The sequence below is a fragment of the Acidaminococcus sp. AM05-11 genome, from assembly GCF_003472805.1.
Classification (GTDB): domain Bacteria; phylum Bacillota; class Negativicutes; order Acidaminococcales; family Acidaminococcaceae; genus Acidaminococcus; species Acidaminococcus hominis.
The window spans coordinates 60,017-77,310 of sequence record NZ_QRMX01000008.1 but is presented as its reverse complement, the minus strand read 5'-3'; the positions used below and the strand labels follow the sequence as shown (position 1 = coordinate 77,310).

Here is a 17,294-nt window from a genome sequence, read left to right as displayed (position 1 = left end):
CCTTACCGGGTCTTGGAGGCTTACATATAACTTAGTCCCCTATCTTCCAGGGTATCGTCTTCCTCGTCATTGCCTAACATCAGATCGTCTACCCAATCATAGAAGTCTTCCGTCAGTGTTTCGTAATTGGGGGCCATAAAATGGATGCCACCCTGCATTTCCATGACGTTAAGAATGTACAGTCTTGTTATAACATCCAATTCCACTTTTCCAGTGTAGCCCTGATAGCTAATATACGGTTTCATGATACTCTCTTTTCTGCAAGAATAGTCTCCTGCTCAGGGCGTTTCTACTTCGTAAACAACTGTTGCTGCTAACCTGAACGGGGATGTCTGTCTGCCCCAACCAGAGGACAACCAGCCGCTTTCTTATGTTAAGTATAACACACTTTTTGCAGAAACAAAAATATTATGGCCATTTTTCCCCATACATGAAGGTTTTATGAAATTATCGTAACAAATGAACATTATTAATAAGAATAGTTTCTAATCTATAAAACCTTTATTAAATACACAAGCTAACGCAAAGCTGGCTAAAGACTGCTTGAGCCCTGTATTTTCCTACAGCTTTACTCGTTGTTATACAAAATACAGCGTTTTTCAATTGGAAAGTATAAGCTTACTTTTCGTTAAATTATCGTCAATTTGTGAAGAACCTTTTTAAGCTGCCAGGCCTGGAATTATTGCTTTTAAGCCCAAAAATCTGTCCGTTCATAACGGTCATAAATCCACCTCAAAAGCATTCGGCTTGGGGTCTAAAGTTACACTCTTCTTCTCTACTGTAGCAGTGCACAGTACTGGTTTGGGGCAATCCTCCCCTGCCAGCTGACCCCTGCAAGCTGCAAAAGGTATTATACGCCACCCAAGGCGCAAAAAACGCTTCCGCTTGGCAGCAATATCCGAGCAGAAGCGTTTTGTCTTATTCCTGGCAGGAATTCTTAGTCTTCCTTGGGTCCGGGCTGCACCCAATAGGCTTTGCGAAAAGCCCGGGTAAGCCCTAGGGTTTCTTCCGTTAAATCAAACCCCTTGGTCTGGATGCACCATTCGAAATACGTGCCCCGGATGCACCGGAGCAGCAGCCGGGTAAAATGGTCCGGATCCGTTGCCTTGGCGTAGTGCCCCTGGGCAATTCCTTCCACCACCAGAGCCCGGAAAATGCCATACAGGGCCCGTTCCAGGTCCAGGGCGTCCAAGCGGTCATTCCCTTTCAAAAGGGCCTTATACAGCACCTGAATGCATTCCCGTCCAATCTCCTCCTGGGTAAAGCGGCAGGAACCGGTAATGATGGCATCAAATTTTTCCTCCACCCCCATGGACGGCTGCAGCTGATTTTCCAGCGCCAGATAATAGGAGTCGTAGGACTTCAGCAGCTCGGTGATAATATCCGATTTGCTTTTGAAATAGATGTAGAAGGTTCCCTTGGCCACGTGGGCCCGCTGAACAATAGCGTCCACCGTGACCCCGTCGTACCCCTTGTCCCGAAACAGCGCCAGGGCGCAGCGGTACAAATGTTCCTTGGTCTGGTCCCCCTTGGTCAATTTTTTCATGGGGCACCTCAGCAGCCATACAGGGCGCCGTATTTCCGGTTCAGATAAGCCAGGAAAGGCTGGGCGTCCAGGGCTTTTCCGGTAAGCTGCGTCATGAGCTCACTGCCGGTATAGACAATGCCATACTGCCAGATATGGTCCCGAAGCCAGTCCAGAACGGGAGCAAAGTTTCCCTGACCCACCCGTTCATAGCAATCCGGCACGTCCCGCAGCAGCACGGCCAAAATCTGCCCATCGTAGATATTTCCCAGGGCATAGCTCTGGAAATAGCCAATGTAATCCCCAGCCCAGTGCATATCCTGGAGGATTCCCTCCAGGTCATTTTGGGGCCGCACCCCCAGGTAGGCCTCGTACTTGTCGTCCCAGGCCTTTTTCAGCTCCTGGGTAGTCAATTTCCCTGCGAACCAATCCCGTTCCAGTTCGAACCGGATAATGGCATGGAGGCTGTAGGTGACCTCGTCGGCGTTGATTCGCTGCAGACTGGGCTGCACCCGGTTCAGAGCCTGGTACAGCCCTTCAGCCGTCACCTCGGCAAAATCCGGGAACGTTTCCTGGAGCAGGGGCAGCAGATGTTGGGCGTAGGCCCGGCTCCGGCCGATAATATTCTCCATAAAACGGGACTGGGACTCATGAAAGCCCCCTTCGCTGCCGCCCCACAGCCCTACGGCCGCATATTCTTCCGCCGTAGAGTAGGAATACATGGCGTGGCCCGACTCATGGAGCAGGGAGTACAGCAAATGGGGGTTGCCGCTTTTGTAGGTGGAGATTCGGGAATCCCGGGGACCCATAAAAGACGTAAAGGAGTGGATAACCTGCTGGTTGATGGTCCCCCGCTTGGGGTCAAAGCCCATTTCCCCCACCAGGTGTTTGGCCAGCGCCAGCATCTTGTCCGGATCCTGGTCCTTGTGCAGCAGGCTGTCGTCAAAGTCCCGGCCGCTGCGGCGAAGGCGGCCCAGCAGTTCCTTGAGCCCGTGTTTCAGCACCTCAAATTCCCGGCTTACTACAGCCGCCTGAAGGCCCTCATCGGTTTGGGCCACCAGGGTGTCAAAAGCCGGCTGGTCCGGGTTCGCCGCCAGGGCCAATTGTTTCTTCAGGGTAAAGACCTGTTCCAGATAAGGTGCAAATACAGCAAAGTCCTTGGCTTCCCGGGCCTTCTTCCAGGCAAACATAGCCTGCGCCCGAATCAAGTTGTACTGCCGCAGCAGGTCCTGGGGCATCAGCCCCAAAGTCCGATATTGATACAAGAAGAAGCGGATAACGCCCCGTTCCACCGCAGTATTACCGGAGGTTTCTGCAAAATACTGGGCCAATTCCCGGGCCTCAGCCGTTTGGAACAGCCCCGTTTTACGGGCGGCCACCAGGGCCTGCATCTCCTGCCGGTAGGCTGCGCCCTGTTCCGGCAGCAGCCCCCACTGGTCCAGCTCAAATAACGATTCCATGGATTTCAGATAGCGGAATTCCCGCAGGATTTCCTCTAGCCGTTGCAATTTCAATTCGTAGGACAACGCAATAGACCTCCTATTCCAGCAATTCTAAAAGCAAACTGGTGCAGGCTTAGAAGAAGCAGGATACCCCAGGCCCCAGAGGCAGCTTCAGCAGCAGCCAGGCTGCCATTTGCAGAATCCATACTACCAGGAAAGCCCCGGAATACGGCAGCATCAGGGAAATGATGGTTCCCATGCCGGTGTTCTTCTCATACTTCTGGGCCATGCCAATAATAATAGGCAGGTACGGATAAATCGGCGTAATGGGGTTGGTTACCGAGTCCCCAATACGGTAGATGACCTGGGCAAAAGCCGGGGAGTATCCCAGAATCATCAGCATGGGCACGAAAATCGGAGCGAAGATGTACCACTTGGCGGAGCCGCTGGACATGAACAGGTTGACCACCGTGGTAAGGAGAATAATCCCGATAATCAGCGGCACACCGGTAAACCCGGCATTTTGCAGCCCGGCAGCACCGTTTACAGCAATAACCATACCCAGGTTGGTAAAGTTGAACATGGCAATAAACTGGCTGATGACAAATACCAGCACAATGTACCCGGTCAGGGAGTTCAGGGACTGGGCCATAAACTTCGGCACGTCACTGGACTGTTTGATGGTGCCCACGGTCTTGCCGTAGACCACGCCCACCAGGATAAAGTAGATGATCAGGATGGGCACCAGGCCGTTCAGGAAAGGACTGGGAATCAGGGTGCCGCCCTTGCCCCGAAGCAGGCCGTTTGCCGGTACGGTGCACAGAAGCAGCAATGCCACATAAACGGCCGTGAAGATGCCAGCATACCGCAGCCCTTTTTTCTCCGCAGGAGTAACAGACGTGCCTTCGGTGGCCAGTTCTCCCGTATAGGCACCTAGCCGAGGGGTAATGACCTTGTCGTTGACCACAACGCCCACCGCCGTCAGCAGGAAGCAGGAAACAATCATAAAGAACCAGTTGTCAGCAGCCGTAACCACCACATTGGGGTCGATGATATGGGCCGCTTCCTGGGTAACCCCGCACAGCAGCGCATCCGTACCGGTAATCAGCACGTTGGCTGTAAAACCCGCGTTGGTCGCCGCATAGCCGGCAATCAGCCCGGCCAGGGGATTCTTCCCCAGCACAGCAAAAGCCGAGGCTGCCAGTTCCGGAATGACAATAATGGACGCTTCAGAAGCAATACTGCCATTGATGCCCAGGAAAATCACTGTAGCCGACAGGGCCCACAAGGGCACCCCCATCATGGCCCGGCGCATCACCGTGGACAAAAGCCCTGCTGCTTCCGCCAGACCAATGGCCATCTGCATGGCCAGCACCAACCCAAGGGGTGCAAAACTGGAGAAATTGCTTAGCAGATGCTCTACAACCCAGACCAGCCCTTCCTGGCTGAGGATACTGCGGACAAATACGGTCTTCCCGTTGGAGGGATTGATTACGTGGGTTCCCATAGCAGCAAACACCGCAGAAACCACCGCCAATATGGCGATGATGTACAGGAACAGGATAAAGGGATGGGGCAGCTTGTTGCCCACCCGCTCAATGGTTCCCAAAATCCCCCCGCCGCTTTTTTTCGTTTCCATCGCTTCCATAACACCAATCCCATTTTTATGACCACAGTCATATTTTTGAGTCCATTGTAGTCAGAAAGTGAAAACTTGTCAATTTGCAGAGAAAATATGCGGATTTTTTGTGAATGTATACAGTATTTCGGAGTTTATTGTTGCAAATGAAACGGTTGTAGGAAGTGTATTTTGGATACTTATTCAGTGCAGAAAAGCAAAACTAAGTGCGGTAGGAAACCAGCGGGAACAGCAAGGTCTTGATGGCAAAGAAAGATTTACTGGTTGTCCCCCATCCACCGGAGACTCCACCCACACCTTCCTTGCCTGATACTGCCGTTGTACAGGACAGACAAAACGGCGCCGCAATTGCTTAGTTGAAAGCGTCCCACTGGCTAAAAAAACACAAAAGGCAATATCAGGATAACCATCCCGGTCGCGCCCAAGTACTAAACCGTGACCGGGATGGGGTTCCTATCCAAGCTGCCGCGAAGCGGATATATATTCTTAAAAACACCTCTACAGTTTTTGCAAAAAACTGTAGTCCATCCTCCGTTTTCTTCAACGCCACCGGTAATTGCCTCATCTGTTTGTCGATTTCACGAAAAAAATCATTCCTCCTGAGGCTCAGTGCTTCTGGAGGAATGATTTTTACTTTCTTTCACATTTACAGTCTCCGTGTAATGCTGGCATTAAACACCAGGCCTCTCTGTTTCCCGGCCCAGCCAGTAAGCCGCAGGTCTGCGCCCCAGGGATTTTCCTTGGTAGCATCGCTCTTCCAGCCCAGTTCCAGCATAGCGCTGGAGCCTTTACTCTCAGGCGACGGGGTACTGAAGCCATCATAGGTGGCTCTGGTGGTGCTGTCAAATTCGTAATCCCAGCCGAGACCGGCATAGTAGGACTGATTTTCTTTGTAGTTATGGGTCCACCGGGCACCCAGTCTGGTGCGGTAGGAATCGGCGGCATCCAGGTTGTAGTCCGCCGTGCCCAAGGCGCTGTGGAGGGTTACATCGTCACTGGTGAGGTGCGTATAGTTGAACCGGCCGTATACATCCACGCTATCCTTGTCGCTTTCCTGATAGATCCGGCCCAGGCCTAGGCTGGCACCGGCATACCGGGCATGGGTGTCGTACGTTGTATAGTACCCTTCCAGGGCACCCCGGAAATCCCCATCCATCACGCCGGCCCGGAAACTGCCCTCATAATATACACCGTTATTCAGGTCCCGACGCAAGAGCAGACCAACGCCGCCGTAGTGCTGGGTGCCGTCCCCCCGGCTGCCGTTATCCAGGTGGCTGGTATAATTGCCTTTGCCGTATTCCGCAAAGGGCATGATGGTATCCACGGAGTTGGCATTCGGGATTCTCCTCACCAGGCCCAGGTTCCCGGCGTAGCCGTTGCTGTCCACGTAGGAGCCGGTATCGTAGCGCATATTCTGCCCGCCAATGGTCACGTAAGGCGTAAAGGTCTTCTGGCTTTCGCTGTTTTGACTGGCCTGGGAGGCTGCCATAAAGCCCGCATCCATTGCGGTATCCGCCCCCGCCCCAATGAAGTTCAGGGCTGCGGCGTTACCTTCGGCAATCAGTTTGGTATCAGGAGACAGGGTGGAAGCGGAACGATCCAGCACTTTCAGGATAATGGTATTCTTGTCTTTCTGCTGTACTTCCACCGGAGTGCTGACAAACCCGGCGTTCAGAATCCTGTCTTTGCCAGGCAGGACGCCCAGGGAAGCGCCATCCGTGCTAAGTCCATTGGCATCGTACAGGAGATTCACTTCGTCCCCGTAGGTGAGTTTGGCGGTTTCCTCTACACCGCCCAAAATCGCAGCGCCAGCAAGATTGGCGTCACCGGTCACCGTCAGCATTGTGTCACCGGCAACTGCATTCTTAGGTACGTAGAAATTGAGCTTTTGGAAGTGGTCCAAATTACCCACGCTATTACCATTGGAGTAGACGTTCAGCGTGTTGCCGGTGCTTTCAGTCTTGCCTATGCCGCCGTAGAGGTTCAGTCCAGTTTCCACTAAGGGCGCATATAGATTGACCGTGTTGTTATCAGCCGCCGCGGAAGCAGATTTACCGGCGATGATGCTGTCCGTGACGGTGCCGCCGTAGTAGTTCACCGTGTTGCCGTTAGCATCGCTTTGGGAAACGTCAGGGTCTGTAATCGTTGCAGAAACGTCGGCCAGAGTGGTGATGGCATCAGTTAAAGAGTTCTGCAGGTCGCTGCCCGTACCCAGGACGCCTGTGGCGCCGCCATAGACGTTAGCAACTGTGCCACCGGCCAGGTTGACCGTATTTCCGATAGCCTTGCCGTAGCCGGAGACGCCGCCGTAGAGGCTGGCTGCCTGCGAGTCTGCTCCTATGGTTACAGTGTTACCCGCTGCTGTGCCGCGGAGGGCCAGGCCGCCGATGACGTTATCCGTTACCTTGGTTTTCGCCAGAGTGACCGTATTTCCTTGGGCTGTGTCAGAATGGGTCCGGTTAAAGGTGATGTCGGAGCTCGTGAGAGCATCATCCAAGGTGGTGTTAACCACGGCTGCACCGCCGAGGACGGAGGAGGTAATGGTACTGCCGGTGAGGCTGACCTTGTTGTTATTGGCCGTGCCGACAGCAGCCAGGGTGACGGTCGGCGCGCTTACCGTTTCTGCCGTACTTGCTGTACTTACTGCTGCTTCCTCGTCCGTTACGCCTATGGCACTCAGGTTGAGTTCCGCTTCGCCGCCTACGACGTAGCCAGACTGATAGTTAGACAGGGAGACGGTGTTGTCGTTACTGGCAGCAGTATCGGTATAGAAGCGGGCGTCTGCAGCCGTGGTGGGAATCCCGATGGTAATCACATCGCCGGACCAGCCGCCATAGACGCCATCTACGATGGATATAGTCGGCGTGGCGACGTCACCTTGCAGAGTGACTGTATTGCCCAAGGCATTCTGCTGAATTTGCGCTGTCGTCCTATAGCTGGGAACGAAAGGGGAATCAACATGCGGATTGTCTCCCTGAATTATAGCCCAACCACCATAGATGGTGCTGTTGCCTTCTTCGGAAAAACCGTAGACATTCTCCAAAGCTACGGTATTGTTATTACAGTTCTGCGAAAGTGCACCTGCCGTATCTAAAGCGAAGTCAACAAATGTATCTGCATAGCCGCCGACGACAGATCCCAGGATTGCCACATTTTTTACGCTAACCTTGTTGTCATTGGCATTACCGCCTTCGGTATAGCCGCCTTCTATATTTCTGGTATACTCATGCGTACTGCCAGAATAAGTTGAAAATCCGCCTAGAGACCAATTAGCCTGCGCGTCCGTACCGGTACCGAGAATTTTCCCTGTCACGGAGACTTGGTTGTTGTTGGCATCGCCATAGACCGTATAACCGCCGGCAATTTCGCCGGACTTATTCTGCGTATCCAGCTGATAGGTAATGGTGACCGTATTATTGTTAGCATTGGAGGGTTTCATGATGGCGGCCATTTCTTCCATTGTTAGCGTCGTATCAAGCGCACCGCTCCAAAAAACATCCATACCCTCGACTTCTCCGCCGTAGACTACGCTTCCAGCAGCTGTATTCACTAAGGTCACGGTGTTCCCATTGGCCTCGCCTTGGAAGGGACTTGGTGCCAATAGTTTATAATCATCGTATTGATCAAGAGCCGACCCACCGTAGACACCGTATTTCACTTGGGAATTTTCCAGGTAAACGGTATTTTCATCGGCAGTCAGGAGGGTCAGTTTATCCGGATTTGTCGCATACGAATTAGTGCCATAGTCTTCCATGATCCAGTTGTGGCCGCCATAGATATCCCAGGTTATGGTGGAATTTGTAATTTTCACTGTGTTTGCGTCTGTATGCATGATGAGTTGGGGAGAAATGGTAATGAGGTCCGTATCAAATTCATCGCTAGTAAAAAGATTGCCTTCTGCCATGCCGCCACTAATACTGTCCACCGTGCTGTCAGCCACAGTGACCGTGTTACCACTGGCCTGTGCGGTCAAGGTCACAGGCACGGTTACGTTTGAGGCAGTCTCTGCAGCCGATGATAATTCTGTATCGCTTGCGGCATAGCCGCCATAAATATCCCCTTCCTCTGCATTCGAGCCGCTTACAGAAACGGTATTGTTGTCTGCAGTATAGGAAACGGCGTAGGTCTGGGACAGGTCATTGAGCGTAAGCTGATTGTAATCTAGCAGCTTATCCGGCAACGCATTGATGCCAGAAACGCCACCGTAGATGCTATCCAGTGCTGCTCCGGTCAGGTTCTCCAGTTTGACAGCATTGTTATTGGCTTCTCCGTAGCTGCTAAAGCCGCCCGTAATGTCGCCATAGGCACCTCTGGAAGTACCTCCGGCTGCTGTTTGGGTAATGGTCACACTATTATGATTGGCACTCATACCGGAAGTCGCCTCAGAAGCCAAGGCGGCACCGCCCGTAACATTCAGCTTGAGAGGACTATTCTGTTGACTAGTATAGACGCCATCATACGTCCCCGTAATCACAGCGTCCGTAATAGAAACGGTATTGCCAGCAGCCGTTAACGCACCGGCACCGCCGACGAGACTGGCAGAAACTTGCCAGTTTTTTTGCAGCTCTCGCTTATCTTCTGTATTTTTCTCATCCACCGCTTGCTGCGGGTTATTCACGAGTGTTATAGGAGTGTTGTTCAGAGTAACGTTGTTGTCTATGGCGGCACCTTGACTGGAAATACCGCCGGCAAGGCTGTAATGAATGTCACTATCTTGGTAATGGTAACCCAGCTTCACAGTAATGGCTGCCTGGTCCGTCAGGGAGAGCGTATTACCAGTGGCTGCTGTCGCAGCTTCGGTTACATACCCAGCCGCCACAAGACCGGGAATATCCTGTTCTCCACCAGCGGGAGTGCTAGAGGTTACCTCAAGCGTCAGGCTCGTTCCTTCGCCGTATAAGGAAAGCGCCGTATGAGAAGGGTTCTGTGTATAGGTCGTCCCGTACAGAGCCTTAGTAGACAGAGTTAATCCCGTTGGTGTATTAGCCGCCGGCGTTAGGACCTTCGTCGCCGGGTCTAGGGTCCCAATAGTAATACCGGCTGCCAGCGCAGGGTGAAAGCCTGCCCCCGCAGCAAAAACCGCAGCCATAATGGAAGCATAAAACCATTTATTTTCTCTCCCCATGATGTAATCCCCCTTAGGTATAACCTGTTTCTAGAATTATTACACAATACTATTATAGCAGAGTACAACTGGATTTTACATAAAATTGCGATTTTTCTTCGTCAAGAGAACAGAAATTCAGCTTTCCTGCAAGCCGGTAAGAAGTTACCTTAGCCCACCCTCCCCTGCACGCAAAAACGCCCCCACCGGATCCGGTAGATCCAGTAGGAGCGTTCTTTCTTATTTCTCTTATTTGCCTTGTTCCATAATCTGTTTGGCAGCAGCCATGATGGCAATGCGGCCGTGTTCAAAAGTCAGGCCGCCCTGCATGAATACCCGGAAGGGGTCCCGCAGAGGAGCATCGGCACTGAGCTCAATGGATGCGCCCTGCACAAAGGTACCGGCGGCCATGATGATTTCGTCCTGGTAGCCCGGCAGATGGGAAGGCACCGGGGGCACGTGGGCGTTTACCGGGGAATGGGCCTGGATGGCTTCGCAGAAGGCACACAGGTTTTCCCGGTTGTTCAGCACGATGGTTTGGATAATGTCGCTGCGCACGTCCTCAGGGGACGGAGACACAGAAAAGCCCAGGGACTGGAACACGGAGGCTGCGAAAATGGAGGTCTTCACGGCCTGGAGTACCACATGGGGTGCCAAAAACAGGCCCTGGTACATTTCCCGGGCAGTATCCCCCAGGGTAGCGCCCATTTCGCCGCCCAGGCCCGGAGCAGTCAGCCGGTAGGAAGCCTGTTCTACCAGATCCGCCCGGCCGGCAATATAGCCGCCGGTGGGAGCCAGGCCGCCGCCCAGGTTCTTGATCAGGGAGCCGGCCACCAGGTCCGCCCCCACTTCCGTCGGTTCCTGCTTTTCGATGAATTCCCCGTAGCAGTTGTCCACAAAGCAGATGATGTCCGGCCGCACAGCCTTCACGGCCTTAAAGATTTCCCCGATTTTGGCCACGGTCAGGGTCTTTCTCTTGCTGCTGTAGCCGCAGGAGCGCTGCACGTGAACCATTCGGGTCTTGGGACTCAGGGCCTTGAGCAGGGCGGGAATGTCCGGGGTATCCCCTGCCATGGGAATTTCCTTGTAAATGACCCCCAGATCCGTTAGGGAGCCAGGAGTTTTCACCGGGCTGCCGATAATGGTCTGCATGGTGTCATAGGGTTCGCCGGTGGCGGCAATCAGCTCATCTCCCGGATGGAGATTGCCCAAAAGGGCCACCGCCAGGGCATGGGTGCCGGAAACAAACTGGGAACGGACCAGCGCCGCTTCCGTCTTGAAGATATCCGCATAAATCAGGTCCAGCTGGTCCCGTCCCGTATCGGAATAGGCATAGCCGTTGCTGGGCAGCATATAGTAATCTGCTACCTGATGGGCTGCAAAGGCGTCCAGCACCTTTTTGGTGTTGTAGACTGCCGCTTCCTCATGTTCCTTGGTTTGACGGGCCACGCATTCCAGGGCCTGCTGCTCAATTTTATCCCATTCAATCATTTTTACAGTGAAACCTCCTCTAGTATATACGGCTCAACCAGGGATTTTTTATCCTTGGCCAGCCGGATTTTCAGCATTACGCCCTTTTCCCCGTACTCCTCGCTGAGCACCGTAGCTTCCTCGTGAAGCTGGGCCGCCAGCTTGGTCTTATCGTAGGGGATGCAAAGGGACAGCTCCAGCACGTCCTTGCCCAGGGCTTTGGCAATGGCCTGGAGCAGCTCAGGAATGCCCTCGCCGGTCTTGGCAGACACACACAGGGTATTTTCCTGGGCCGAAAGCCGGTGCACCAGACCTTCCTGGTGTTCCAGCTTGTCAATCTTGTTGTACACCTTCAGCATGGGCTTATCGGTAACGCCCAGCTCCTGGAGTACCTGGTACACGGCTTCCTCCTGCTCGTTGGCCATTTCGTGGCTGCAATCAATCACATGGAGCAGCAGGTCCGCGTCCTTTACCACCTCCAGGGTGGATTTAAAGGCCGCTACCAGTTGGTGGGGCAGCCGCTGGATAAAGCCAACGGTGTCCGTAATAGTACAGAAGCCCTGGTCCGGCAGTTCCAGCTGCCGGGTGGTGGGGTCCAGGGTAGCAAACAGCTGATCCTGGGCATAGATGTCCGAATGGGTCAAGGTATTTAGCAGGGTGGATTTTCCTGCGTTGGTATACCCCACCAGGGACACCTGGGCCACCTCGTTCTTGTTCCGGGCCCGCTGCTGCAGGTCCCGGGAACTTTTCATTTTCTTGATCTGGTCTTCCAGGAAGGAAATCCGGTCACGAATCCGCCGCCGGTCCACTTCCAGCTTGGTTTCGCCGGGACCCCGTGTACCAATGCCGCCGCCCAGCCGGGAAAGGCTGGTGCCCTGCCCCATGATTCTGGGCAGCATATACTTTAACTGGGCCAGCTCAACCTGGAGCTTCCCTTCACTGGTCCGGGCGCGCCCCGCAAAGATATCCAGAATCAGGCCCGTCCGGTCGATGATCCGCACGCCAATAGCCTGCTCCAGATTCCGCTGCTGGGCCGGGGACAGCTCGTCGTCAAAGATGCACAGGTCCACTTCTTCCTGCTGGGCAAACAGCGACAGTTCCTGGACCTTCCCTTTGCCGATAAAGAATACCGGGTCCGGTTTGGGCCGGGACTGGACAAACTTGCCCACCACTTCGGCGCCGGCCGTTTCCGCCAGCTGTCCCAGTTCCTGAATGGAATCCTCCGCCGTCCAGCGGGCATGGGGGTCCCCCCAGTTCAGGGAAACCAGCATGGCCCGTTCCGGACCGCTGGCCAGGCTGTGGCCCCGGGTCTTTTTTCCAAGAATCCGTTCGATCATATGGATCATATTCCCAAAGGGAATCCGGGCTGCATTCTTGGCCGTAAAGGGGCCAAATTCCTCCACAACGGGGTTTTGGTCGTCATCCAGGTCCGTAATCATTCCAAAGGACAACAGGGGGTCCTGGGACAGATCTTCCCACGCCATAGCCGCCATAGCATCAAAGCGCAAGTCCTTCAGGGCAGAAATATCCACCCCGCTGAGTTTGGCTGCACCTTCCGGGTGGGTATGGATGCAGGTAATGCCGCACAGCCGGAATTGGCTCCGGCGGCTGTCGATGGCCGGCAGCTCCACGTGGGAATCGGAACCCACCGCTACCGCTGTCACCACCCCCTTCCGGTCCAGATATACGGAGATTTCCCGCTTGATCTGGTCCGACAGGTCACGCAAAACAAGGGCCAACTCCTGACTGATCAGTTGGCCCTGCCCTGCTTGCAGCTCATAGATTGCTTCTAATTGGGTGAGGACCTGTTTTTTCAGGCCCTCCGTCCGTCCATAGATTTCATGAGTCATACAATTATCCTCTTGCTTTTGCCGGCTCCATGTTCACCTTGTAGCCACGGATGGTGTTCCGGTGCATAACGGCCAGAACCTTTTCCGCATATTCCATGGGAACCTCAACAAAGCTGAACTTGTCGTAAATGCTGATCCGGCCAATGCTGTGAGCCGGAATTTCCGCTTCGATGGCAATACTTTGGACAATATCCCGCACCGTTACCCGGGAGCTCTTGCCGATATTCACAAACAGGCGCACCATGCCAGGTTTTGCGCCGGTGTTGCTGAGGCCCGCAGGACCCACCTGTTCTTCCGGTTCTTCCAGGGCTTTGGCGCCTTCCTGCATGAACTTCAGGGCAGCAGCTGCAATATCCTGGGTATCGTAGTCCTTTTCCAGGGCTTCCACGATGGGCAGGTATTCATGGAACCGATCCTGTTCCAGAATGCTCTGCATCTTGGAAACGATCTGCTCTCTTTGTCTTTCCAGCACGCTGGCATCGGTAGGCAGGGTGCCGCGGATAATCTTGGTCTTGATGCTCCGTTCAATCAGCTTCAGCTGTCTGAATTCCCGAGGCGTGATGAAGGTCAGGGCAACACCGGTGTTGCCGGCACGGCCCGTACGGCCAATGCGGTGCACGTAGCTTTCCGGATCCTGGGGAATATCGAAGTTCACCACGTGGGTGATGTTGTCGATGTCCAGGCCTCTGGCTGCCACGTCGGTAGCTACCAGGATGTCCACCTGGCCCTGACGGAATTTCTTCATAACTCGGTCACGCTGATTCTGGCTCAGGTCGCCGTGCAGCCCTTCAGCTTCGTAGCCCCGGGTAGCCAGGGCAATAACCAGCTCGTCCACACCCTTCTTGGTGCGGCAGAAAATAATCATCCGGCAGTCGTCGGTGGTGTCCAGAATGCGGCACAGACCGTCCACCTTATCCCGGGTTTCGTAGTAGTATTGGTCAATAGTGGGAGCCGTAACGACTTCCTTATGGATGGCCACCAGTTTGGGAGCTCTCATGTACTTCTTGCTGATGCTCAGAATGGGCCGGGGCATGGTAGCAGAGAACAGCATGGTCTGGCGTTCCGTGGGAACGTTTTTGATGATTTCTTCCATATCATCTACAAAGCCCATATCCAGCATTTCATCGGCTTCGTCCAATACCAGGAATTTCACATGGTCCAGGCTGATGGTCTGACGGCGAATATGGTCCAGCAGACGGCCCGGCGTACCAATGACTACCTGGATGCCGTTGCGCAGGCTGCGGATCTGACGATCGATGGGCTGGCCGCCGTACACCGGCAGTACCCGTACCCGTTTGGTCCGGCCAATCTTGGTGATTTCGTCAGCTACCTGGATGCACAATTCCCGGGTAGGGGACATTACCAGGGCTTGGACGTGGCGGTTCTTTTCGTCCAGGTTTTGGATAATGGGAATCCCAAAGGCAGCCGTCTTACCAGTACCTGTCTGGGCTTGGCCAATCAGGTCCTCCCCTTCCAAAGCCAGGGGAATAGCACCCTTCTGAATGGGGGAAGGTTCTTCAAAGCCCATATCCTTCAGGGCGTTGATGATTTTACGGTCCAAATGCAGGTCTTCAAAAGACGTGATTTCTTCTGCAGGGGTAATGGTGGTGGTGTTATTTTGCATTTCGTTGTTTTCGGTCATAATATCTCCTAATTATAAATCTTTCACCCGGTCCATTGCGAGGGACAGGGCATTCATGGCACTTCGTAATTTAATGGTTGTTCTGGCCGCTTTAAAACGGCATTCCTGCACTTGGGTTCCATTCTTGTCGGACACCCCTACATAGACCAGGCCCACCGGCTTTTCCGGTGTACCCCCGCCCGGCCCAGCGATTCCAGTAATGCTGACCCCCAGGTCCGTGCCCATAAGGCGGCGGATCCCTTCAGCCATTTCCCGGCAGGTTTCTTCGCTAACGGCAGTATAGCGCTCCAAAGTATCCTGGGAAACTCCCAGTACCTGATGCTTTACCTGATTGGTATAAGAAACTACCGAACCCATCAGGTATTCGGAGCTTCCCGGTATGTCGGTGACCATGCTGGAGGCAAGGCCGCCGGTACAAGATTCGGCAAAGGAAATGGTCAGCCCTTTGGCTTTCAGCTGCTTTCCCAATGCCTCTGGCAGGGTTTCGTAATCCACCCCGTAAATATAGTCTCCCAGTACGCCCCGGATCTGCTGCTCTGTGGCCAGATTCATGGCCTGCGCCTTTTCCAGGGTGTCGCTTTTGGCGGTAATCCGGATGATGATCTCACCCTTCCGGGCATAGATGGCGATGGTGGGGTTGGTCTGGGCCATTACAATGGCATCCAGTTCCTGGGCCACCTTGGATTCCGTCAGTCCCCGCAGGTGCAGCACCCGGGAGTGGATGATGCCCTGGTCCTTGTAGCTTTGCCGCAGATACGGCATCACTTCGTGGGAAAAAACGTAGCTGGTCTCCGCCGGAGGTCCCGGCAGCATAATAATCAGTTTGTGGTCCGGAGTCCAGACACCAATACCGGGAGCCGTGCCCACCTGGTTGTCAAAAACGATGCCTCCCTGAGGAATCATGGCCTGTTTCTTGTTGTTGTCCGTCATTTCCACATGGCGGGCGGCAAAATGCTTTCTCAGCTTTTCCAGCCACACTTCACTGGGTTCCAGGGGCAGCCCCAGATATTGGGCCACCATTTCCTTGGTAATGTCCCCCCGGGTAGGTCCCAGACCGCCGGTGGTAATGATGATATCCACCCGTTTCAGGGCCGCGCCCAACACTTCCAACAGCCGGTCGCCGTTATCCCCGATGGTGGTTTGGTACAACACATTAAAGCCTGCATCATTGAGCATCCGGGACAGGTATTGGAAGTTGGTGTTGACAATATCTCCCAATAGCAGCTCCGTCCCCGTATTGATGACTTCTACGTTCACAAGGAATCACTCCTTTACGATCTGTCCTACAGCCTCATAGGTGAAGCCCTGACTGATCCGTACTTTTACAAAATCCCCAATTTTCAGATCCCCAGCGTCTTCCACATAAATCTTCCCGTCAATATCCGGGGCTTCCGCATAAGAGCGGCCCACCGCCAGATTGGGATCTTCCTCGTCCTTGCCTTCAATTAATACTTCCAAAACCCGGCCTTCCCGGTCCTGCTGGATCTCCTCGGAAATTTCCGCCTGGAGCGCCATCAATTCATGGTACCGGTCCTGCTTCACGTCTTCGGGAATCTGGTTTTCCATTTCCCCGGCTTCCGTTCCCTCTTCCTGGGAATAGGTGAACACCCCGGCGCACTGGAACCGTTCCTTTTTCACAAAGTCCAGCAGTTCGGCAAACTGTTCCTCTGTTTCCCCAGGGAAGCCCACGATGAACGTGGTGCGCAGGCAAATATCCGGAATCCGCCGACGCAGCTTGGCCAGCAGTTCTTCCACCTGCTCCCGGGTATCCCGGCGGCGCATAGTTTTCAGAAGGCTGTTGCTGGCGTGCTGCAGCGGCAGGTCCACATAGTTGCAGACCTTGTCGCAGGTGGCCATGGTTTCAATCAGCTCGTCCGTAAAGGAATCGGGGTAGCAGTACAGCACCCGGATCCAGCGCAGGTCGGGAATCTCATTGAGGGCCTTCAGCAGTTCGGACAGGCGCAGCTTGTGGTACAGGTCAATGCCGTATTGGGTAGTATCCTGGGCCACCACAATCAGCTCCCGCACCCCCTGCTCCACCAAGCTCCGGGCTTCGTCCAACACTTCCTCAAAAGGACGGCTCCGGTAAGGTCCCCGGATTTTCGGAATGGCGCAGTAGGAACAACGGTTGTTGCAGCCTTCGGCAATCTTCAGATATGCAGTGTACTTGGGCGTAGCCAGTACCCGCTTGGTCTTTTGGGTATAGACCTTGGGGGGCTTTACCAGCACAAACCGTTCCCCGGCCTGTACCCGGTCAATGACGGAACCTATCTGTTCGTAGCATTCCGTACCGATAATGGCGTCCACTTCCGGCAGGTCCTTGAACAGGTCGTCGGCATAGCGCTGACCCAGGCAGCCCGTCACAATCAGCTTCCGGGCCGCATCTTCCTTCTTGTATTCCGCCATTTGCAGGATTGTATTGATGGATTCCGTCTTGGCGCTCTCAATAAAACCACAGGTATTGACAATAATCACATCCGCTTGGGAAGGATCGTTGGTGATTTTCCAATTTCTTTCCTGGATCAGGCCCATCATCACTTCAGAATCTACCAGATTCTTGGGACAGCCCAGGCTGACAACTCCGATTTCCAAACTGCTGCTCCTCTCTCTTTCTTACCGCAT

The 17,294-nt window shown here is 54.0% G+C and carries 10 protein-coding genes; all 10 read right to left on the bottom strand.

Annotation, left to right across the window (positions count from 1 at the left end; genetic code table 11):
• Nucleotides 1-20: 20 nt before the first annotated feature.
• Nucleotides 21-245, bottom strand: a complete 225-nt coding sequence (locus DW089_RS06200) for a hypothetical protein (RefSeq protein ID WP_105325487.1) — start codon at nt 243-245, stop codon at nt 21-23.
• 692 nt (nt 246-937) lie between these two features.
• Nucleotides 938-1,546, bottom strand: coding sequence for a TetR/AcrR family transcriptional regulator (locus tag DW089_RS06195; RefSeq protein ID WP_105325488.1), 609 nt, complete (start codon nt 1,544-1,546; stop codon nt 938-940).
• An 8-nt stretch (nt 1,547-1,554) separates the two neighbouring features.
• Entirely contained in the window at nt 1,555-3,039 is a 1,485-nt protein-coding gene (locus tag DW089_RS06190; RefSeq protein ID WP_199614633.1) for a carboxypeptidase M32, read from the bottom strand.
• Nucleotides 3,040-3,100: 61 nt separating this feature from the next.
• A complete protein-coding gene (locus DW089_RS06185) occupies nt 3,101-4,615 on the bottom strand; it encodes an AbgT family transporter (RefSeq protein ID WP_199614631.1) in 1,515 nt (504 codons plus the stop codon).
• A 637-nt stretch (nt 4,616-5,252) separates the two neighbouring features.
• A complete protein-coding gene (locus tag DW089_RS06180) occupies nt 5,253-9,731 on the bottom strand; it encodes an autotransporter outer membrane beta-barrel domain-containing protein (protein ID WP_147351154.1) in 4,479 nt (1,492 codons plus the stop codon).
• Between the two features lie 228 nt (nt 9,732-9,959).
• Nucleotides 9,960-11,201, bottom strand: a complete 1,242-nt coding sequence (locus DW089_RS06175; RefSeq protein WP_118286950.1) for a methionine gamma-lyase family protein — start codon at nt 11,199-11,201, stop codon at nt 9,960-9,962.
• A 2-nt stretch (nt 11,202-11,203) separates the two neighbouring features.
• On the bottom strand, nt 11,204-13,030 hold the full coding sequence (hflX, locus tag DW089_RS06170) for a GTPase HflX (RefSeq protein ID WP_105325492.1): 1,827 nt from the start codon (nt 13,028-13,030) through the stop codon (nt 11,204-11,206).
• A gap of 4 nt (nt 13,031-13,034) precedes the next feature.
• On the bottom strand, nt 13,035-14,672 hold the full coding sequence (locus tag DW089_RS06165; RefSeq protein WP_105325493.1) for a DEAD/DEAH box helicase: 1,638 nt from the start codon (nt 14,670-14,672) through the stop codon (nt 13,035-13,037).
• 12 nt (nt 14,673-14,684) lie between these two features.
• Nucleotides 14,685-15,929: a competence/damage-inducible protein A gene (locus tag DW089_RS06160; protein WP_105325494.1), complete on the bottom strand. Its 1,245-nt coding sequence runs from the start codon at nt 15,927-15,929 to the stop codon at nt 14,685-14,687.
• A 6-nt stretch (nt 15,930-15,935) separates the two neighbouring features.
• Nucleotides 15,936-17,264 (bottom strand): 30S ribosomal protein S12 methylthiotransferase RimO, encoded by a 1,329-nt coding sequence (gene rimO / locus DW089_RS06155; RefSeq protein WP_118286949.1) that lies wholly within the window; start codon nt 17,262-17,264, stop codon nt 15,936-15,938.
• Nucleotides 17,265-17,294 lie beyond the last annotated feature (30 nt).